The organism is Pectobacterium aroidearum, assembly GCF_041228105.1.
Taxonomy (GTDB): Bacteria; Pseudomonadota; Gammaproteobacteria; order Enterobacterales; family Enterobacteriaceae; genus Pectobacterium; species Pectobacterium aroidearum.
Genome location: NZ_CP166097.1, coordinates 3,348,944 through 3,367,891, shown reverse-complemented (window position 1 = coordinate 3,367,891; position 18,948 = coordinate 3,348,944). Strand labels below are relative to the sequence as shown.

At 52.6% G+C, this 18,948-nt stretch carries 19 protein-coding genes; 7 read left to right on the top strand and 12 right to left on the bottom strand.

What is annotated here, in order from left to right:
• Position 1: 1 nt before the first annotated feature.
• Positions 2 to 739: a LuxR family transcriptional regulator gene (locus AB8809_RS15395; RefSeq protein ID WP_015839714.1), complete on the bottom strand. Its 738-nt coding sequence runs from the start codon at positions 737 to 739 to the stop codon at positions 2 to 4.
• A 496-nt stretch (positions 740 to 1,235) separates the two neighbouring features.
• Between AB8809_RS15395 and AB8809_RS15390 the strand changes: the two genes are divergently transcribed.
• Positions 1,236 to 1,850 carry a TetR/AcrR family transcriptional regulator gene (locus tag AB8809_RS15390; RefSeq protein ID WP_349854831.1) on the top strand — a complete coding sequence of 205 codons (615 nt, stop codon included), beginning with the start codon at positions 1,236 to 1,238 and terminating at the stop codon, positions 1,848 to 1,850.
• On the opposite strand, the gene AB8809_RS15385 is transcribed toward AB8809_RS15390, so the two are convergent.
• Genes AB8809_RS15385 through AB8809_RS15365 form a run of 5 tightly spaced genes read right to left on the bottom strand, consistent with a single transcriptional unit; the run spans position 1,828 to position 6,038 of the window.
• A complete protein-coding gene (locus AB8809_RS15385; RefSeq protein WP_349854830.1) occupies positions 1,828 to 2,454 on the bottom strand; it encodes a PqiC family protein in 627 nt (208 codons plus the stop codon). The two genes, AB8809_RS15390 and AB8809_RS15385, sit on opposite strands and share 23 nt — an antisense overlap.
• Positions 2,451 to 4,094, bottom strand: a complete 1,644-nt coding sequence (locus AB8809_RS15380; RefSeq protein ID WP_349854829.1) for an MlaD family protein — start codon at positions 4,092 to 4,094, stop codon at positions 2,451 to 2,453. Before AB8809_RS15380 ends, AB8809_RS15385 begins: the two co-directional genes overlap by 4 nt.
• Positions 4,091 to 4,714 (bottom strand): paraquat-inducible protein A, encoded by a 624-nt coding sequence (locus AB8809_RS15375; RefSeq protein WP_349854828.1) that lies wholly within the window; start codon positions 4,712 to 4,714, stop codon positions 4,091 to 4,093. Before AB8809_RS15375 ends, AB8809_RS15380 begins: the two co-directional genes overlap by 4 nt.
• Positions 4,704 to 5,339, bottom strand: a complete 636-nt coding sequence (locus AB8809_RS15370) for a paraquat-inducible protein A (RefSeq protein WP_196219345.1) — start codon at positions 5,337 to 5,339, stop codon at positions 4,704 to 4,706. Before AB8809_RS15370 ends, AB8809_RS15375 begins: the two co-directional genes overlap by 11 nt.
• A 36-nt stretch (positions 5,340 to 5,375) precedes the next feature.
• A complete protein-coding gene (locus AB8809_RS15365) occupies positions 5,376 to 6,038 on the bottom strand; it encodes a DUF3313 domain-containing protein (protein WP_349854827.1) in 663 nt (220 codons plus the stop codon).
• Positions 6,039 to 6,529: 491 nt separating this feature from the next.
• Here AB8809_RS15365 and AB8809_RS15360 point away from each other — a divergent pair, with 491 nt between their 5' ends.
• Complete coding sequence (locus AB8809_RS15360) at positions 6,530 to 7,495, top strand: chemotaxis protein (RefSeq protein WP_015839721.1); 966 nt, start codon at positions 6,530 to 6,532, stop codon at positions 7,493 to 7,495.
• Positions 7,496 to 7,649: 154 nt separating this feature from the next.
• Here the strand turns inward: AB8809_RS15360 and AB8809_RS15355 are convergent, their stop codons facing one another.
• Both AB8809_RS15355 and AB8809_RS15350 read right to left on the bottom strand, forming a co-directional pair.
• A complete protein-coding gene (locus AB8809_RS15355) occupies positions 7,650 to 9,872 on the bottom strand; it encodes a TonB-dependent siderophore receptor (RefSeq protein ID WP_015839722.1) in 2,223 nt (740 codons plus the stop codon).
• 178 nt (positions 9,873 to 10,050) lie between these two features.
• On the bottom strand, positions 10,051 to 11,337 hold the full coding sequence (locus tag AB8809_RS15350) for a TetR family transcriptional regulator (RefSeq protein WP_015839723.1): 1,287 nt from the start codon (positions 11,335 to 11,337) through the stop codon (positions 10,051 to 10,053).
• Positions 11,338 to 11,430: 93 nt separating this feature from the next.
• On the opposite strand from AB8809_RS15350, the gene AB8809_RS15345 reads away from it, so the two are divergent.
• Complete coding sequence (locus AB8809_RS15345; RefSeq protein ID WP_225181197.1) at positions 11,431 to 12,687, top strand: multidrug effflux MFS transporter; 1,257 nt, start codon at positions 11,431 to 11,433, stop codon at positions 12,685 to 12,687.
• 44 nt (positions 12,688 to 12,731) lie between these two features.
• Here AB8809_RS15345 and yghU read toward each other — a convergent pair whose 3' ends face one another.
• Positions 12,732 to 13,571, bottom strand: coding sequence for a glutathione-dependent disulfide-bond oxidoreductase (gene yghU / locus AB8809_RS15340; protein WP_015839725.1), 840 nt, complete (start codon positions 13,569 to 13,571; stop codon positions 12,732 to 12,734).
• Between the two features lie 167 nt (positions 13,572 to 13,738).
• A complete protein-coding gene (locus AB8809_RS15335; protein WP_015839726.1) occupies positions 13,739 to 14,350 on the bottom strand; it encodes an NAD(P)-dependent oxidoreductase in 612 nt (203 codons plus the stop codon).
• Positions 14,351 to 14,452: 102 nt separating this feature from the next.
• Here AB8809_RS15335 and AB8809_RS15330 point away from each other — a divergent pair, with 102 nt between their 5' ends.
• The 3 genes from AB8809_RS15330 to AB8809_RS15320 all read left to right on the top strand — a co-directional run bounded on the left by AB8809_RS15330 (position 14,453) and on the right by AB8809_RS15320 (position 15,781).
• Positions 14,453 to 14,893, top strand: coding sequence for a helix-turn-helix domain-containing protein (locus AB8809_RS15330; RefSeq protein WP_180777142.1), 441 nt, complete (start codon positions 14,453 to 14,455; stop codon positions 14,891 to 14,893).
• Positions 14,894 to 15,121: 228 nt separating this feature from the next.
• Positions 15,122 to 15,460: a type II toxin-antitoxin system RelE/ParE family toxin gene (locus AB8809_RS15325; protein ID WP_015839728.1), complete on the top strand. Its 339-nt coding sequence runs from the start codon at positions 15,122 to 15,124 to the stop codon at positions 15,458 to 15,460.
• Between the two features lie 18 nt (positions 15,461 to 15,478).
• Positions 15,479 to 15,781 carry a transcriptional regulator gene (locus AB8809_RS15320; RefSeq protein ID WP_349854825.1) on the top strand — a complete coding sequence of 101 codons (303 nt, stop codon included), beginning with the start codon at positions 15,479 to 15,481 and terminating at the stop codon, positions 15,779 to 15,781.
• On the opposite strand, the gene AB8809_RS15315 is transcribed toward AB8809_RS15320, so the two are convergent.
• Entirely contained in the window at positions 15,771 to 16,970 is a 1,200-nt protein-coding gene (locus tag AB8809_RS15315) for a multidrug effflux MFS transporter (RefSeq protein ID WP_349854824.1), read from the bottom strand. The two genes, AB8809_RS15320 and AB8809_RS15315, sit on opposite strands and share 11 nt — an antisense overlap.
• 168 nt (positions 16,971 to 17,138) lie before the next feature.
• The gene (locus AB8809_RS15310; RefSeq protein ID WP_349854823.1) at positions 17,139 to 18,374 is read right to left on the bottom strand and encodes an MFS transporter; all 1,236 of its coding nucleotides are present in this window, start codon (positions 18,372 to 18,374) and stop codon (positions 17,139 to 17,141) included.
• 66 nt (positions 18,375 to 18,440) lie between these two features.
• Here AB8809_RS15310 and AB8809_RS15305 point away from each other — a divergent pair, with 66 nt between their 5' ends.
• Positions 18,441 to 18,896, top strand: coding sequence for a helix-turn-helix domain-containing protein (locus AB8809_RS15305; RefSeq protein ID WP_349854822.1), 456 nt, complete (start codon positions 18,441 to 18,443; stop codon positions 18,894 to 18,896).
• Positions 18,897 to 18,948: the final 52 nt, after the last annotated feature.

The following is an 18,948-nucleotide window of genomic DNA, read 5'->3' as shown; positions in this document are numbered from 1 at the left end:
TTCATGAGGGTTCAGGTTTGATGAGCTGTAATTCTACGCCCAGCCTGATGGCATGCTTGGCATTGAGAACACCCAGTTTTTTTACCACATTGCCAATATGGAATTTCACGGTGCTGATTTTGATATCCAGAATCAGCGCAATTTCCGGGTAGGTTTTCCCCATGCTGGCCCAGTACAGAATTTCGTTTTCACGCTGGGAGAAAATCTCTTTGTCGCCTTGTTTTCTGCTCTGGGTGCTTTGCGTCATCTCTTTGTAAAGCGTGGTGATTTTCTCATGAACGGTGATGAGCAGCATTTGCAGTTTGTCTTTATTTTCCTCGACAATACTTTCAATATCCGTTGGTGAGTGCTCTTCAAACATAATCGATAGGGCTGCCAGATTATTATTGTTGTCATGCAACACAAAGGTGTAGCCATTAACAATATCGTACTCTTTTGACAGATTAAAAATCTTGGAGAACTTCAGCTTAGAGTTAATAACGATGTTGTCTTCCCAGGAGAAAGGCGAGACTTTATTTATCGCCGTCAAAATAACCGGGTCGATATGCTGATAGTTATTTTCTTTATAGGTATTCACCCATTCTTGCGGGTAATTTGAGATGATCACAACCTGAGACGGGTTTTTCTTGTTCATGATCATGTAAGCATATTTCAGGTCGCCATACTGCTTTAACTTTCGGCCGAGATAGCTTTTTATCGTGTTATTGATAATTTCATTATCAGAGCAAAATACAGACATGTAACGGCCTCAATAAAAAGCAAGAATGTACCCATGATATAGATGACGTCATAAAAGTATAGTGCTGACCTATACCTAAGTCTAACTACTGTTACTCCATGATATCACTTATAATTTTTTCATGAACAGGGCAATTTATAAAAAATTTAAGAAAGTAAATTTTAAAAAAAATTGTTACAAATTGATTTGCCAACCCAGGGAATTACCCATAATTTTGTCTCTGTTCTGTCTACTGAATTTAGGGCGTGTGGCATCAAACCACACGCCCTAAAAACGGGTATCCCGCCATTCGGAGCTGGATAGTAAATAATCCGTTTTCGCTTATCAACCCTCGTCGTCTTTCGCTGTTCATCATCATGCTTTTCTGGTCTTTTCTCCCGTTCCTACTGGCTGTGGTACCGTTTTGTGTAAAGAGGCGGCGATGAGGCTAATGTTTTGATAATATTGCTATATCGAATCCTATTTTGCTCGTCAGCCTCGGTTGGCAGGAGTGGTGATGAAAGTCCGAACTAAGGCGCGTCGAGAAGCTATCGTTAAAACGGCGGCGCAGCTTTTTCAGGAAATGGGCTATGAACGGGCCACCATGAATGAGCTTGCGAAGCGGGTCGGCGGTTCCAAAGCGACGCTGTATGGGTATTTCTCAACCAAAGAAGCGCTGTTTACGGCGGTTGTTCGTGAACATGCGACGATGCATCTGTCTGAGGCAACCGCCGAGCTGGTGACAGACATGCAGGTATCCGAAACGTTGGAGGTACAGCTAACGCGTTTTGGCGAACGCATTCTGTATGTGCTGACCAACGATAGCAGCGCCATGGCGATTTATCGCATGGTGGTGGCGGAAGCTGGACATTCCGATATTGGTGCGCTGTTTTATGAATCTGGCCCGAAAGAGAATGTCGATAAACTGTCTGAGCTGATGGCGGCGGCGATAGCGCGGCAGGCGCTGAAAGCAGGGGATCCGCGCGTGCGGGCGCTGCAATTTTTGGCGCTGCTGACAGCAGAAATTGATGACCGCATCTTCCACCGCCATTTACAGCCCATGAGCCTCGAACGTATTCGTGAGATCGTAGGAAATGCGGTCAGTATGTTTATGGCTGGAGCGGCGGTGTAAGGCAGGTTCCTTGGCGATCCGGCATCCAGCGGGCTGCCGTCGTCGCGATGTGCTCTGCTAGCCGAGTGATGCTCTGCTGTTGAGCGTGCAGCATCGCACTATCACCGCCAACTGCCCGTTCGGTAAACTGGCTACGACAGAGCAGTCGTTCACGCGCATCGCCTTTCCCGACGGTGCTTAGGCTCCAGTCGGCGTCAAGCGCCACAGATTGACCGGGCCAGCTATCAAACCGCCGAACCTGAAGGTGGATTCTGACCACCGGTATACCTGTCGGACGCATCAGTCCTGAAACATCCTGCGTGTTGAGACGCTGCACCAGATTGGCGGAAAGCGCGGTACGGATTTCCTCGCCCAGAGGGCTGAGCCAGCGTTCGTTATCCAGTACGACAGCGCCGCTGTCACCTTGTCGAATCACAAGCTGCGACGTATCAAGCTGCGCTGGCACGCCAACGGGCAGCACATCGATGAAAAAGGGAACTGAGTACGCCGTGGTTGCAGCAGGTGATGCTGGTGCCAGCAGCGTGTGATAACGCACCGGAGACGACGAGCAGGCGCTCAGCGACGCAATAACGGCCAGCGATAAGAATAATGCAGCGTGCTTCATTTTGAAGATCCTTCTCGGGAAAGAGGAGCAGGATTAACTGTCGGCGATGCATCGTCTGGTCGCCCTCGCAGCAGCGATTCCGGGTGACGGTCAATCTGTTCTGCCAGGCTGCGCAGGGCACGTAGCGTGCGCTGCATTTCCTGTAATGACTGTGTGATGCCCAACTGCATCGGTGAATCGTCTTCCAGTACATCCTGTGCACGGCGTGCGGCCAGCTGCATGCTTTTCATCAATCGATTGGCTTCCGGCAATGTCTGTCCGTTGACCTGTCGCAGCGCTTTATTGGCTTCGACCAGCGTGGTGTTCATGTTGCGACCGATGGCATCCAGCGGCAGGTTATCGATCTTGCCGATGATGCTTGCCATCTGCGTTTGTAACCGATCAAATCCGCCATTGACGGTGGGTAAAACCAACGGGTGGGCGTTGATATCAAAAGGCACTTTCGCGGCATCGGGCACAAAATCGAGTGAGATATAGAGCTGTCCGGTCAGCAAATTACTTGGTGCAACCTGTGCACGCAGGCCGTGTTCAACCAGATCGCGCGTAAACTCTGCGGTTTGCTGTTCAAGCGATGTCGTCGACTTAGGCAGCTTATCCAGTACGTTGCCGAGACGGTTAGGGAACACCTCAATGCTGACGACCGTCGGAAAACGGTAGCCCGTTTTGCTGTAATCCAGCTCAATGGTGGTCACGTGGCCGATTTTGACACTGGAGAATTCAACGGGTGCACCGATCTCCAGGCCGTGTAGTGAACGATCAAAGCGGAGTTTGAAGAGGATGGGCGGACCATCAGGCGGCAATAGGGCCGATTCCCGATCGCTCGCCAGTTTGTAGGTCGTCAGCGGTTCCGGTCTGGCAATCGTGCTGTCCAGATCGGGAGTGGAAAATGCGATGCCGCCAGCCATAACGGCAGCGAGGGTTTGCGTTTTGAGGCGAAAACCGTTGGTGTCAACCGAGAGATCCACTCCGCTGGCATTCCAGAAACGGGTATTCGGCGTAACAAAGCGGTCGTAGGGCGCATCGATAAAAACCTGAAGCTGGACGCTGCGACCATCGCGGTTCAACTGATAGGACGCGATGCGGCCGACAGGGATGCGGCGGTAGTAAACTGGCGAACCGCTATCCAGCGACCCGAGATCGTCCGCCTGAATGACAAAACGGCTGCCCGGCATGCCATTAATTACCGCAGGCGGTGACTCTAAACCGACGAAACGGGTCTCTCTCTGAGCCGATTCGCCTTTATCTGCCCCGATGTAAGCACCGGAAAGCAGGGTATCTATACCCGTGACGCCGTTGATGCCGACACGTGGGCGTACCACCCAAAAGCGGCTATCGGCATGTGCCAGATTTTCCGCATTTTTATTGAGCTGCACTGTGACGAGAACCTGATTGCTGTCCTGACTCAGCGAGATGTCTTTTACGGTGCCTACCGCCACGTCTTTATATTTGACGATGGTGCGGCCGGCCTCAAGACCGGTTGCGCTCTGGAAGGAAACCACGATTTCTGGCCCGGTACCCGACCAGGTGTGAATCAACATGGCGAGCCCCGTTAGCATTGCGAGCGCCGGTACCAGCCAGATCAATGAGATTCGCCAGCGTTGGCGGATTATCACCGGATCGCTGGGTTGGTCGTGGATCATTTTTTGTCACCTTTCCAGATAAGACGCGGGTCATAGCTCATGGCAGATAACATGGTCAGTATCACCACCAGCCCAAAAAAAAGAATGCCGCTGCGGGGCTCCGCTTCACTCAGGGGAGGAAATCTGACGAGCGCAGAGACGGCGGCAATGACGACGACATCCAGCATGGACCAGTAACCCACCCATTCCATTAACCGATACAGTGCCGCACGCTCGGCCATCGCTTTACGGCTTTTTTGGCGTGAAATGAATAGCAGCAGGCCGAGAATCAGAAATTTCATACAGGGAATGACGATGCTGGCGATAAATATCAGCAGGGCGATGCCGTAGTCGCCGCTGTGCCAGAAATCGATCACGCCGCTTAAGAGGGTACTTTCGCTCCCTAGCCCGAACAGACGGGTGTACATCACGGGTAACACGTTGGCGGGGATATAGAAAATCAGGGCGGCAACCAGCAGAGCAGAGGCGTGTACGCTGCTGCTCTTGTGTGACGGCGTCAGCCGCGACCGGCAGCGTGGGCAACGCGCCACAGCGTGTGAGTCGGCATCGTGCTGGCAGACGAGGCCGCACAGCGGACAGGCAACCAGTTGCAGCGGCGGGGTGGACGGATTACTTTTCATGGCTGAGCACGCCGCGGTTACCGTCCGTGGGCATCAGCGACCACAGTGGGCGAAGGTCGACACTGTTGACGACGATGAGCAGCAGCATCAGCGCCGCCAGCGTCCAACAGCCCGCTCCTGGCATCACCTGCATAAAACCGGCGAGTTTGATGGCGGCGATCAGAAAACCCAACGTTGCAATTTCCAGCATGCTCCAGGGACGAAGCCACAGCAGTACCTTCATGACAGAAATAAAACCGGGGGCGCAGCGCCCCTGATTGGCGAACATCAGCACCCAGCCCGTCAGCACGATTTGCAGAAAAGGGGCAATAATCAGAAGGAAAAAACAGCCTATCGCCAGCGGCAGGGTGGCGCCGTTGGCCAGTGCGAGCGCGGCTTGCCACAGTGTGGCTGTATTCTGTAACGCATGAAAACTGACGGTCAGCACCGGATAGCTATTAGCGATAAAAAACAGGATGGCTGCCGTTTGTATCAGCGCCAACCGATGCCCGGTATTCAGCCAACCTGAACGATAAAGTGTGGCCTGACAGCGCGTGCAGCGAGCCGCCTCACCGGGGTTTAACGCCCGGTAATGGTGCACGCTGTCGCAGTGCGGACAGATAATTAAGTGGGGGTAAATGGTCATCATGCTGTTCCGCACCGTTATCTCTATGTTTTTCGCTTACTTCAGCATGTCAGCCAGTTCTTCAGCCGCTTTATCGATACCCACCTCCGCGGCGCTCAATGCCCCTATGCTGGCACTGACGTTCATGGCGTTCGGATACTGTTTCGCGACGTAGGCATTGAGCAATTTGTTGGTTGTCGCATCATAAATTTCAACGGCATAGCTTACCGAGCCGTTAAGCAGCCCCTCTTTACCGCGAATGGATTGCACAATGTTGTACGGCCCGCCAGCTAGGTCAAATTTGGTAAATGTACCGGCAACCGGCGTCGTCGTATCGGCCCCCGTTAGCGTCAGTTTGAGCCGCAGTGTACCGGGCGCAGGCGATGTCACTTCATTGAAACGGGATCGCAAGGTTTTACTGAACGCATCCTGCATATAGGCGGCCAGCGACTGCTTATCCTGTTGTGACATGTCGTTAAATTGGCTGTCGCTTCCCTGATAAATGCTGACCGGATCGATGATGATGTGGGTGTATTGCTTCCAGTCGACGGCCGTGGTGTAACGGTAAGGAATGCGATCTGCGTGCTTTCCGGTGTTTTGCGCCAATTGCGTAGACGATGCGATACCGCTGTAGCGGACGGGGGGATTGCTCGCGCAGCCTGCGAGTACGACAGCCAGAACCAATACGATAGGACGTGCAACCCGGGATAATGTGAACATATGAGAATCCTGTAAAGAGAACCGCGAATAGCGTGATAACACGCAGCCTTAGCGACACGGCGTTCAATGATGGTCGCCATACGTATTTTTAAAACTAAACCGTACGGTATAGTTTTATTTTTTTCTGCTTATTGTGTCAAGAGAGGCGCGAGGTTTTCTTCTCAGGCAACATTTCTGTCACGATTTGGGATAAGGTGTTGGCAAATTCTGCCGATATTAATGGTTCAGGGAATGTTATCTATACCGTAAAGGATGCTAGCCGGCTGTTACACTGAAGAGGGCTGATATCCGTCTACTGGTCCGATGATTTCCGTCGTTGGACGATGAAGTTGACACAATTAACAAGTTTTTTACGTTTAACGCTGGATAAGATTGAAGAACACGACTATCACGTACAGTGGAGCGGCCAGATGTTAGTTCCTGTTTACTCACATCTCGAATGTTGCCTGATTACGCTATACCTATAAATAATGACTCGCACTGAGGAAAGCATGGATAATTTTCAAAAAGAGATTGATGAGAGAACAAACCTCACCTCTGCTAATAAATTCGAACTCTTATTATTCCAGCTGGGCAAATCACCTGAAGGTGGCAAATCTGAGCTGTTTGGCATCAACGTGTTTAAACTGCGTGAAATTGTGCCAATGCCTACATTGACCAAAGCGGCTGGCATGAAATCGCCGATGCTGGGTATGGTCAACATTCGCGGGCAAATCATTCCCGTTATCGATCTTCCTGCTGTGGTCGGCAGTTCACCGGATACGGGCCTGAACATTCTCCTTATCACTGAGTATGCTCGCAGTACGCAGGCATTCGCGGTGGAATCGGTAGACGATATTGTTCGTCTGGAATGGAGCCAGGTTCTGGCTGCTGAAGCGGGCGTGAGTAGCTCGTATATCACCAGTATCGCGCGCCTTGATAACGACAAAGACAGTAATCGTCTGGCGCTGGTGCTGGATGTTGAACAGATTCTGTTTGATATCATTCCTGGCGAGCGCGAAACTAAGCTCAAGAATTCAGAAGAGAAAATTTATCCCTATACGCCTGGGGCGATTGCGATTGTGGCGGAAGATTCCAAAGTTGCTCGTTCGTTGCTTGAGCAGGGACTGACCCAGATGGGCATTCCGTTTAGTATGCACATCACCGGACAGGATGCCTGGAATAAGATTCGACAGATTGCGCAAGAAGCGCAGTCGGAAGGCCGACCTATTTCGGACAAGATTTCACTCGTCCTGACCGATTTGGAAATGCCGGAAATGGACGGCTTTACGCTGACCAGAAATATCAAGCGTGAAGAATTCCTGAAGAATATTCCTGTCGTGATTCACTCTTCACTGTCGGGTAGCGCGAACGAAGATCACGTACGCAATGTGGGTGCAGATGCCTATGTCGCGAAATTCGAGATCAACGAACTGTCGTCGGCGATTCAGACGGTGCTAAATAAAGTACGTCGTTAATCGTTCCGGCAGCCACAACATTCGGCCTTTGCCTCCTCCTTTGCGGGAGAAGACAGAGGCCGATTTTTTTAGCCGCTAATTCTGTGAATATTGTACTTTCCGGCTCTTAAACACGCCGAACCAGAAAGGCGTCACTGTCAGAAAAGGATGACGATCAGAATGAGGTGGTTACCCCTGCATAGTAAGCGCGTCCCGGTTCGTTATAGGTAGACGCACCTTTCGCCTCGCGATAAATCTGCTTATCAAACAGGTTACTGATACCGGCATTGACGCGCAGGTTCTTGTTGAACTGGTAGTTCACGCCGACACCCGCAACGGAGTAGCTGCCGATTTCGCGTGAGGAAAGTCCGCTGTTGTACTCTGTCCAGTTCGTCGCGTATTGACGTGGCTTTTGTTTGCCGTACATCGTCCAACTGACGTTGGCGGACAGTTTATCCGTAGCCTGCCAATCCAGCATTGTGTTGACGGTGTATTTCGGGATGATCGACAGCGGATTACCGGTGTCTTTATTTTTTGATTCAATCATATAGGTGGCGTTGGTGCTCCAGTCCAGTGTGTCTTCCACCACCGGTACCAGCAGGTTGGCTTCCAGCCCCTCGACTAGCGCTTTACCGCCATTTTCCCAACGCAAGATCGCCGCATTTGACTGCGTCAGCCCAAGAATATCCGTGCCGGAAACAATCTTGTTTTTATAGTCATTGCGGAAATAGGTCACACCGGCCTGCCAGCCGGCATGTTTGAATTCCAGACCGATTTCTTTGTTGACGCTGATTTCGGGATTCAGGTTGTCATTACCTGCCAGATAGCAGCCGCCGCCGTTATTATAATCCACGCCGAACGGGCAGCCGTTACCGCGTGAATAAAGCAAATAACCGGTAGAGGATTGGTAAAGGTTTGGTGCTTTAAAGGCGCGAGCAATACCGGCTTTCACGCTGAACATCTCGCCCAGTTCCTGCTGGATGTTCAGGCTGGGGCTGTAATTGCCGCCAAATTTGTCATGATAATCAAAGCGCAAACCGGGAATCACTTTGGTGCCGGGTACGACTTCGATGTTATCTTCAAAGTAGAGCGCACTGAGTTCAGCGCTGTTTTTGCTGCTACGCTGGCTAGGTTCTGCGGAAATACCACCGATAGTGGGATCGGTTATGTTCCCTGAGCGATCTGTGGGGCGATAGCCTGTTGAGGCAGGATCGTTTAGCTGTTCACGATTCCACTCTGCGCCTAGCGTTAGGGTTTGTTCTACCCAGAAATCTAACGGAATATTCAACTCGCCATTCAGACGGTAATTCTTCAGGCGGCTGGTCTTATAATCCCCATCGGCAGCAATAGCTCCTTCTGTTCGACCAGTGAACCCTTCCTGCATACGGGTGTTATTCGTTTGATCATAAGAGAAACCCAACTTGGATTGTCCCCAATCCCAAATTCCATTGTGCGTTATCGCATAATTCTGGCGATAAAGCCGGTTGGTTTCTGCTCCACGCTGAGCCAATGATTCAGGTACGTTGCTACCTAGTGAGCTGGGATCAAGGCTGAACTGAGTATCTCCAGTATAGATATTACCCTGACGGCTATAGCCCGCTTCAATATCAACAATCTGCTGCGGAGAGAGTTTCCAGGACAGCAGGGTATTGAGGTCTTTATTGCGCACCCCTTCGCGTCCGGCTGCGGCGGAACCATTCTGGTTTCGGTTGATATCCCAACTGTCGGAATCGGTTTTATTGATATTGCCGTACAGGCGCATGGTGAGCGCATCACCAGCCAGCGGGCCGCTTAGGTTGATATTGGCACGGCGTGTGGCGCCTTCTTTGCTGTTTTCCGGCTGATTGCCGTACAGCGAGAGTGAACCAGTCCAGACGTTGGACGGACGTTTGGTGATGATATTCACCACGCCGCCCGCTGCACCAGAACCGTAGCGCGCCGCCGCCGGGCCACGGATGACTTCAATACGTTCCACGTCTTCTACCGGCACCCAGTTCGTATCGCCTCGGGTATCCCGTTCACCGTCCCAGGCGTAGCGAATCGCGTTACGTGAGGTCACCGGACGGCCATCAATGAGAATCAGCGTATTTTCCGGCCCCATGCCGCGCAGATCGATCTGGCGGTTGTTGCCTCTGGCGCCGGTGGCGCTATTACCTGTGAGGTTCACGCCCGGCATCTTACGAATGATTTCTGAGAGATCGTTAACGGGCGGCGCTTTTTTAATATCGTCCGCCGTGATGATCGACACCCCAGGCTGCTGTTTTAACTCCTGCTCGGCAGTGGCCTTAACGGTCATCACATCCTCATCGGCAGCCTGTGCGGTGCCTAAGTGTGCTCCGAGTAGTCCGGCAACGATCAGTGCCAGTGGTTTTATGGTATGGAATTGCTGTTTGTGCATTTTTTATTTTTCATCCCTAACAACGCGCATATGTACGAATGCAAACGAGAGTTATTTGTGTTTGATAGTTTGATAAAAAATAGTACATATGTACAGTTTTTATTGTAAAGGGCAGGCAGGAGGAGAAGCAGACCGGTAATCATTGGGGAACGGTTTTCCCGTGAGAAAACCGTCTGGCTTAGCGAAAGGCGTTATAGAGCGCAGAAACTGACTGATAAACCAGATCGCGCGGTAGCGTGCGCTCGTGTTTTTCCAGCAGCGCGCGGATGAAAAAGCCGTTCATTAGCGTACCCAGCGGCAGCGCGGCGCTGTCGGGAGTGACCACTTTGATGATGGCGACAACGGTGTTAGACCATTCGAGCGCGATAGGGCGCAGGGAAGGGCGTGAAATGGCGGCGGTGAAGAGTTCATACTCACGCGCCAGATCGTCAATATCTTCAATGCCGCGTATGACAAAATCGGTCAGAACATCACGCGGGTCGTCGTGGCGACGCTGATGAAACCAGCTAAACATGTCATCGCGAAATAAGGCAATCGCACTGCGCATTACCGCATTCAGCATGTCGTCCAGACTGTTAAAATGGTAGGTGGTTGACCCTAACGGTATGTGGGCTTCATTCGCAACAGCACGATGCGTTAAGGCACTGATGCCGTCACGTTTGATGATGTTCGTGGCCGTCTCGACAATATGTGCGGCACGGGAATGTACAGCTCCTAATCCTGTACCACTCGGTGCGACGCCTTTCTCTGCCAGCCAGGCGATCGCCTGTTCGGAGATCGTTTCTCCTGCGGGAATAGAAGGCGTTTCTTGCGAATAAGCGGTGGGGGTCGCTGACGATGTGACGCGGTGATCCGCAGTGGTATATGCCGTCAGCGTATCGGCGTTATCGCCCGACTGGAACAACGATTTGGCATCATCAATCATCGTCTGCCGTTCCTCGCGATCCAGCGTCACGAAGCCCAGTCCCTGCAACAGAAAAACGCCTTCTGTGGCAAGAAACGCCAGGCGGATACGCTGCATGGTCGGCGTGGCGTCACGTAGTCGATCCAGTCGGATGCGGTAAAATTCCCGCACGGGTTCCAGCATCGCGGGGGAGTGAACCAGTGCGGTAAGCAGACCCACCGCGCGCGATGTTGTCTCGTCCTCTTCCTGACCTATCGCCGCTATGTGACCCAATACATCGGCGTAAGGCTGATTGGCGTAACGCGCGGTTTGCTGCTGCGCTTCCTGTTCAAAACGTGCCAGCTCACGCGATAGCATCGTCATGATCAACAGGTCTTTGCTGGGGAAGCTGTAAACCAGTCCGCCTTTACTTATGCCAGCTTCGGCGGCAACGGCATCTAGCGTAAAACGATGCACGCCATCGCGCAGCAGCACCTGTTCCGCAGCGTCCAGAATCTGATCGTTTCCAATAGTTTTTTTGCGCGCCATCACATTGCCTTGTATTTTCGACTGGTCAGTCATATATTGCGCTCAGCAATACGCATCTTAGCCGATTCGCACTCCCTTTGCTGTCGGTTATTCATGATTGAGTGGTCTATTTTTGAGGTGTTATCGATGTCTGATTCGTCTTTACTGGCGTCGCGCAGTTTTATTCTCATCGGCATTTTAGGCATTCTGTGCGCGTTTGATGCCATGTCGATTGATATGTATCTCCCGGCTTTCCCTGCGATCCAGCAGGATATCGGGGCGGACGCGGCGGGAATGCAGACCTCGCTGTCGGTCTTTTTGATCGGGCTGGCGCTTGGTCAACTGGTCTATGGTCCGCTGACCGATCGCTATGGCCGAAAAGGGCCGCTGTTGCTGGGCATCGTGCTGTTTTCTGTGTCTTCTTTGCTGATCGCCCATGCTTCCACGCTATCGTGGTTTGTCTTTTTCCGTCTGATGCAGGGCCTCGGCGGGGCCGCTGGATTGGTAATCCCGCGTGCCATCGTGGCGGATTTGTATTCAGAACGCGATGCTGCAAAAGTGTTCTCGCTGCTCATGCAGGTGATGGCGATAGCGCCGATTGTCGCGCCGCCATTGGGCAGCGTGCTGCTCGGCACGCTGGGGTGGTCAGCTATTTTTTGGGTACTGACGGTTGTCGGTATGCTGATGCTGTTCGCCACCTGGCGCTGGGTGCCGGAAAGCCTGCCGCGGCGTGACCGCGTCGCCGGCGGCACGTTGTCAGCGTTAACCGGCTTTGCCACACTCCTGCGGCAGAGAAAATTCATGGGCTATACGCTGTCTGGTTCTTTCGTGATGGGCGGTCTGTTTACCTATATTGGCGCGTCTGCCTTCATCTTTATTGAATATTTTCACCTGTCGCCCACGACTTACAGCTACATTTTTGCGTCGAATGCGCTGGGCATGGTGGCGCTGGGACAAATGAATATCTTCCTGCTGAACCGCTGGCGTGAATATCAAATCTTGCCGGTTGGGATCGCCCTGCATGTCGTGGGAGGGCTGGTGCTGTCCGGCGTGTTGCTGGCTGGCATTGCATCGCTGTGGGTTGTCACGGCATTGTTATTCCTGACCATGAGCTTCCTGAGTCTGGTGTTCGGTAACGTGGTGGCCGTGGCGATGAATGCGGCACCGGGGCAGACTGGTTCGGCTTCCTCGCTGCTCGGCGTATTGCAGTATGTTTTTGGCGGGGTAGTCGGCGTGATTATGGGTGTCGTGCATGATGGCACGCTGCTTCCGCCGGTGATATTACTCACGGCCTGCGCAATAGGCGCACTGCTGAGCTGGTGGTATGCCGCGCGGCAGGCGGATATCAATCGTGTGGAAGAGGCGTTAGCCGATGGCCGCGTGCCGGAAAAGGAAGGGCGCTGAAGGTGAATGGTGATGCCGCCTACATGGATGCAGGCGGCAGAAGATTAATCCAGATCGGATGCCTGATGACGCTCAGCGACCTGTTCTGATTCTTCACCCCAGGTGCGGTTGACCTTACGACCGCGAATCACTGCCGGACGGGCGGCAATCTCGTCAGCCCAACGGATCACATGCGTGTATTCATGTGCGGACAGGAACTCTGCGGCAGAGTACAGCGCGTTTTGCACCAACCCACCGTACCACGGCCACACCGCGATATCGGCGATCGTATAGCTGTCGCCAGCCAGATAGCGGCTTTCAGCCAGTCGACGGTTGAGTACATCCAACTGGCGCTTGGTTTCCATCGTGAAACGGTTGATCGGGTATTCAAATTTTTCTGGCGCGTAGGCGTAGAAATGGCCGAATCCACCGCCAACGTAAGGGGCGGAGCCCATCTGCCAGAAGAGCCAGTTCAGGGTTTCTGTGCGTGTTGCGAGATCGTTCGGCAGCAGCGCGCCAAATTTCTCGGCCAGGTACACCAGAATGGAACCGGACTCAAACACGCGAACCGGTTTGTCGCCGCTTTGATCAAGCAACGCCGGGATTTTAGAGTTCGGATTGACGTCAACAAATCCGCTGGAGAACTGATCGCCATCGCCGATCTTAATCAGCCAGGCATCGTACTCCGCACCCGAATGGCCCAGCGCCAGCAGCTCTTCCAGCATGATCGTCACTTTCACGCCGTTTGGCGTCGCCAGCGAGTAAAGCTGAAGCGGATGTTTGCCAACGGGCAGCGCTTTTTCGTGCGTCGGACCGGCTATAGGACGGTTAATATTGGCGAAGGCGCCACCGGAAGAGGCGGGCTGCCAGACTTTTGGCGGCACATAGGTTGGGGACGTAGCCATTCAAAAACTCCTTAATGCATGAAAAAGAGAGCGAGTTAAGGCAACACCATAACAAACTCACGCCGCTTGCTGATACCGTTCTGTTCTATCTCTACGACCTATTGATATAAGGCGAGATCCGCACATTGCTGAGGAAAAACGCGCAATGCGCGGATTGTCGTCAGGGGTTAATAACCCACGGTAAAGCGCTGACGAGAATGTGCCGGGTTTTCAATTTCATCAACCAGCGCGACAGCATAGTCTTCGAAGGAGATGCTGCTGCCTTTATCATTACTTAGCAGCGCATCTTTGCCGAGGCGGAAGGTGCCTGTGCGCTGGCCGGGAACAAATTCGGCGGACGGAGAGAGGAATGACCAATCAAGATCCTTCTCTTGTTTTAACAAGTCGAGGAAAGCTGCACCACGAGAAGCTTCAGGGCGGTAAGCATCAGGGAAGTCCGGCTGATCGATCAAACGTTGACCCGGTGCAATTTCCAGACTCCCCGCGCCGCCGACGACCAGATAGCGTTTTACGCCTGCGGTTTTAACGGCGGCAATCAGCGTTGTTGGATCGGACGAACCAAATTTAACGGCGCTGACCACGGCATCATGCCCTTTGAATAAGGCGACCAGTGCATCCTTGTCCAGTGCATCCCCCTGCTTAGCGGTGACGTTCGGCAGCGAGGCGATTTTTTCTGGATGACGTGCAATGGCGGTGACCGTATGTCCACGGTCAGATAACTCTTTAAGAATGCGTGAACCGGCACCGCCTGAGGCGCCAATGAGTGCGATATGTGACATGTGGACTCCTTATTTTCTTGTTTTGAGACTAGGTAACAAAAATAGACTATAGACCACCCGGATGGTACATTGCCGACTTTTCCCCGACAAGAAGTCACCAGTATGCAACCAGGTCACGCAGAAATGACTAATGACACATCCATCAATGACGCGGTTAACCCAGAAACGTCGTCAGCGGAAAGCCTCGACGATGCTGCATTTGACCATCCTTGTCCGATCCGTGATGTGTTGGATCGCATTGGCGACCGGTGGAGCCTGTTAATACTGGAGGCACTGGCGCAAAAGACGCTGCGTTTTAACGAATTACATCGCCATATTGACGATATTTCGCGCCAGATGCTGTCACGCACGTTAAAACGGCTAGAGGCGGATGGATTTATTCATCGGACGATTTATGCGGAAGTTCCCCCACGCGTGGAATACACGCTGACGCCATTAGGGCACTCCTTTTTACAGCCCATGCAACTGTTAATTCAGTGGGCCGATAAAAACCATGCCGAGATTTGCCGCTCCCGCCGTCAGGCCAGACAACGCGATGCCTGAACGACCATTTGACTCTTAATCAATAGGTCTCTCCACGCGCTAAATACCACCTCATCGTGCGACCTTGCTCGCACGATGATAGTCATTTCATTTTATCTCCACAGAAGTATTGGAATACCGTTTCCGGTTTCGTTCACTGATCTGTGCATATCGTCTGCTGTCACTTCATAATGCAAATTATAGCTTTACTGCTATATAGCTTTTAATCTATATTTGTGGGGAGGATTTGTGTGGAGAATTGAAACGACGGACGCGTTTGATCGCTGGTTAAGCGCACTAAACGATATGGATCGAGCTTGTGTGCTTGCAGCACTTATCGTACTACGGGAAAAGGGGCCCATGTTACCTCGGCCTTATGCTGATACGGTCAAAGGTTCCCGCTATAGCAACATGAAAGAGCTGCGTATTCAGAGCCGAGGGATGCCGATACGGGCATTTTTTGCTTTCGACACACATCGTAGAGGGATCCTGCTTTGTGCAGGTAATAAGTCTGGTAATGAAAAACGCTTTTACGAAGAGATGATCCCGTTTGCCGATCGAGAATTCACCAATTATCTGAAAAAATAGAGAAAAAGGAATAATGCCATGGGCAGAACGCTGGAACAGCTTCTTGCGGATGAAAAACCAGAGGTCATCATTGATGCTCACGCTCTTGCGGCAGATATGTTGCTCAATATTCACCTCGCTGAACTGCGTGAGAGGGTGCAAAAAACGCAAGTAGACATGGCGCAGACGCTTGGATTAAAGCAGCCGACCGTGGCGGTAATGGAGAAACCCGGTCGCGATCTGAAACTTTCCACACTCAAACGCTATGTCGAGGCGACCGGCAGTAAGCTGCGTCTTGATGTTGAGCTGCCGGACGGCTCTCATTACGTGTTCACGCTGTAGTTCCTCGTTCCCGCGTAGTCAGCGCAATTACCGCACTGGCTGCGGAAAACAGGGCGATGATCCACGCCATCGTCCACGGTGTTCCATCGCTCAGTAGCGCAAGCAATAGCGAAGAGATAATGCCGCTGCCGTACTGTAGCGATCCGATCAGTGCTGATGCTGAACCGGCAATATTGGGCACCGCGTCAAGCGCGGCGGCGGTAGAAGTGGCAGCGATGATGCCGTTCATCGAGAAGAAGACGAACACCGAGACCACAATCAGCACTATTCCCCCGATATGCAGCTTTGCGCCGACAGCCAGAATGAACGAAGCGACAGTCGCGATCAGTACGGCAAATTTAAGCAGCTTTTCTAGCGAGTAGCGCTGAACCAGACGACGGTTGACCACGCTCATGCCCATCACGCCGACGATATTCAGCGCAAATAGCCAGCCGTAATGCTGCGGATCAATACCGAAGTAGGTGATGTAGACAAAGGCCGAACCGGTAATAAAAGCGTAGGCGGCGACATAATAGAACGTCAGACATAAGGTGAAACGCATGAAGCTGGTGTTCGTCAGCAGCGCATAATAGTTGCGAAAGGCGCTGGGTAATGATGCCTTCACCCGTCTGTCTTCGGGTAACGTTTCAGGCAGCCAGCGTAATGACATCAGCATCGCGATACCAATCACCGCCAGTAGCCAAAAAATGGCATGCCATGATGTCACTTTGATTAACTGCCCGCCGAGTAACGGTCCGGCAATGGGCGCAATCGCCATCACGATAATGAGCGTCGAGAGCATTTGCGCTGCGCGTGTGCGGCTAAAGAGGTCGCGAATCATCGCGCGAGCCAGCATTGGGCCAGTACACGCGCCCAACGCCTGAAAGACTCGCCAAAAAACGATTTGCGACATATCCGTAGACAGGGCGCAGCCGACAGAGCCGATGATAAACAGAACCATACCAATAAACAGCGGCATCCGGCGTCCCAGATGATCGCTCAACGGCCCCCAAATCAGCTGCGCGATGCAAAAGCCGATTAAAAAGCCGGTGATGGTTAGCTCTGCATTGCCCTGTAAATCTTTCGCCATGACGGGCATGGCAGGTAAATAAATGTCTGTCGATAAGGACGTAAATGCCATCAGCGCACTGAGAATGGCAATAAAAAATAGCCCTGGCGTTTTTTCCGGGCGGGTCTGAACCTGAGTCATATCTATCCATCTGGTTTTATATTCTTCGGGCCATATTATCGGGATTACGCCTGTGGATAATCGGGTGTAACAGGATAGATGTTATGAATAGCGCTCATGAATCCGCGGTGATTTACGTGAAAAAGGGGGGAAGCCCCCCGTAAATTAAAGCGGCACTGACTTCGTACGTTATTGGGGAGCCCGTTTCCATCTTGGCAGATGGAAGAATACGATGGCGGCAACGATGATGCCGCCAGACAGAAAGAAGGTGAGCTGCATGCCATTCGCGAGGGCAGTTGGCGTGGCATGGATAAAATCTTCTGTGCCGACACCCAGAGAGAAAACCTGTCCCATGAGCGAAGCTCCGGCGATCAACCCAAGATTGCGCGACAGGTTAAGCAGGCCGGAGACCGTACCGCGTTGGTGCCCAGGAACCTCGGCAAGAGTGGCGGTGTTGTTTGCTGCCAGAAAGAGCTGATAGCCTGGCGTCAGGACAATAATGGCAAGGATGTATCCCGCGACGCCGAACAGATTAGGTAAGATCGCCAGCATAAAGGTGCCGGTAACCACGAGGGTTATCCCGCCGGTAAGAGCCCGTCCAAACCCCCAGGTATCGACTAGTCGCCCTGACGGAATGCCGCAGAAAATCGCAATAGCGGGGCCAATGGCCATCACCACGCCTACCTGCGTTTCCTGTAAGCCCAGACCCAGACCAAGATAATAGGGACCGACGATTAACGTCGTCATCATGACAGAGGCGATGGTCGCATTGATCGTGAGATGCGGCAAAAGTGATATTTTCCGAGTCGATGGGGCGTCTGAACGTTGCGCCTTCTTGTTAACTGGGGTGTCTGGCAGTTGGGTGAAAGCCAGCAACAGGACGATCGTGACCAGCGGAATCTGTACCCAGAATAGACTACGCCATCCTGCTGCCGTAAGCAGGAAGCCGCCGACAGAAGGGCCAAGCGCGGTTCCCAGTGCGGATACTGTTCCCAGTATCCCCATCGCTCGTCCGACATGATTTTCACCAGCCGTCTGCCTCAGCAGTGCCATGCCGAGCGTCATCAGGAAGGCGGCGCCGATCCCCTGAAGCGCTCTTGCACCGATAAGTTGCCACAGGTGGGGAGCGATGGCACACAGCAGCGATGCAACGGAGAAGAGGCCAAGACCTGCAACGAAAACCGGCTTCAGCCCATAGCGATCGCCAAGGCGGCCAGCGATCACAACGGAAAGCGCCATAGCGGCAAGATAGGCGATGACGACGGCCTGAACCTGCGCAAATGGCGCAGAAAATGTTTCCGTCAGCGTTGGAAGGGCGATGTTGGCAATGCTCGTTCCCAGCGAGGCTGCCAGTATTGCGAGCGCCAGTGTGAGGGTGACGCCCGGTTTGGCCTGCTCTGGTTCGTCTGGTTGATTAATTATCATTTTTTATCCTTGTCAGAATATGGGTTCCAGAGCATGCTACAAATTAAAGTCGACTTGAGGTCAAGCATGAAATTTCTGGATATTGGAGAAATCGCGGAGAAGAGTGGGCTCACGCCTTCGGCGCTGCGTTACTACGAGGAAATCGGGCTGATTGCTTCGGTGTCCCGGCATGGGCTCCGGCGGCAGTTTGCTGAAGACGTGCTGCTGCAACTCAGGCTAATTACGCTGGGGAAATCGGCGGGGTTTTCACTACAGGAAATCGCTGGCATGTTTAACAAGAATGGGATGCCAGATTTGCCCCGCACTGTGCTGCATAAGAAAGCTGATGAAATCGACCAGCAAATTCATGAGTTAAAGATATTGCGTGACACGCTGCGGCACGTCGCCGATTGTTCTGCACCATCGCATATGGAATGCCCGACGTTCAGGAAACTTGTCGAGACCACGCATCGAAAGAGCCAGATGCGGGATAAAACGAACAAGTCAGCCACTCGTAAGGCGCCCCAGAAGACGAAAAAATAAAGCGCACTTCGCCGTTCGTGGCGGATTTTTTATATCACCAGACCCGCGAGTA

Excerpts from the sequence above, each read along its gene's own strand:
- AB8809_RS15395 (WP_015839714.1), bottom strand. The coding sequence starts at position 739 with ATGTCTGTATTTTGCTCTGATAATGAAATTATCAATAACACGATAAAA.
- AB8809_RS15390 (WP_349854831.1), top strand. The coding sequence starts at position 1,236 with ATGAAAGTCCGAACTAAGGCGCGTCGAGAAGCTATCGTTAAAACGGCG.
- AB8809_RS15385 (WP_349854830.1), bottom strand. The coding sequence starts at position 2,454 with ATGAAGCACGCTGCATTATTCTTATCGCTGGCCGTTATTGCGTCGCTG.
- AB8809_RS15380 (WP_349854829.1), bottom strand. The coding sequence starts at position 4,094 with ATGATCCACGACCAACCCAGCGATCCGGTGATAATCCGCCAACGCTGG.
- AB8809_RS15375 (WP_349854828.1), bottom strand. The coding sequence starts at position 4,714 with ATGAAAAGTAATCCGTCCACCCCGCCGCTGCAACTGGTTGCCTGTCCG.
- AB8809_RS15370 (WP_196219345.1), bottom strand. The coding sequence starts at position 5,339 with ATGACCATTTACCCCCACTTAATTATCTGTCCGCACTGCGACAGCGTG.
- AB8809_RS15365 (WP_349854827.1), bottom strand. The coding sequence starts at position 6,038 with ATGTTCACATTATCCCGGGTTGCACGTCCTATCGTATTGGTTCTGGCT.
- AB8809_RS15360 (WP_015839721.1), top strand. The coding sequence starts at position 6,530 with ATGGATAATTTTCAAAAAGAGATTGATGAGAGAACAAACCTCACCTCT.
- AB8809_RS15355 (WP_015839722.1), bottom strand. The coding sequence starts at position 9,872 with ATGCACAAACAGCAATTCCATACCATAAAACCACTGGCACTGATCGTT.
- AB8809_RS15350 (WP_015839723.1), bottom strand. The coding sequence starts at position 11,337 with ATGACTGACCAGTCGAAAATACAAGGCAATGTGATGGCGCGCAAAAAA.
- AB8809_RS15345 (WP_225181197.1), top strand. The coding sequence starts at position 11,431 with ATGTCTGATTCGTCTTTACTGGCGTCGCGCAGTTTTATTCTCATCGGC.
- yghU (WP_015839725.1), bottom strand. The coding sequence starts at position 13,571 with ATGGCTACGTCCCCAACCTATGTGCCGCCAAAAGTCTGGCAGCCCGCC.
- AB8809_RS15335 (WP_015839726.1), bottom strand. The coding sequence starts at position 14,350 with ATGTCACATATCGCACTCATTGGCGCCTCAGGCGGTGCCGGTTCACGC.
- AB8809_RS15330 (WP_180777142.1), top strand. The coding sequence starts at position 14,453 with ATGCAACCAGGTCACGCAGAAATGACTAATGACACATCCATCAATGAC.
- AB8809_RS15320 (WP_349854825.1), top strand. The coding sequence starts at position 15,479 with ATGGGCAGAACGCTGGAACAGCTTCTTGCGGATGAAAAACCAGAGGTC.
- AB8809_RS15315 (WP_349854824.1), bottom strand. The coding sequence starts at position 16,970 with ATGACTCAGGTTCAGACCCGCCCGGAAAAAACGCCAGGGCTATTTTTT.
- AB8809_RS15310 (WP_349854823.1), bottom strand. The coding sequence starts at position 18,374 with ATGATAATTAATCAACCAGACGAACCAGAGCAGGCCAAACCGGGCGTC.
- AB8809_RS15305 (WP_349854822.1), top strand. The coding sequence starts at position 18,441 with ATGAAATTTCTGGATATTGGAGAAATCGCGGAGAAGAGTGGGCTCACG.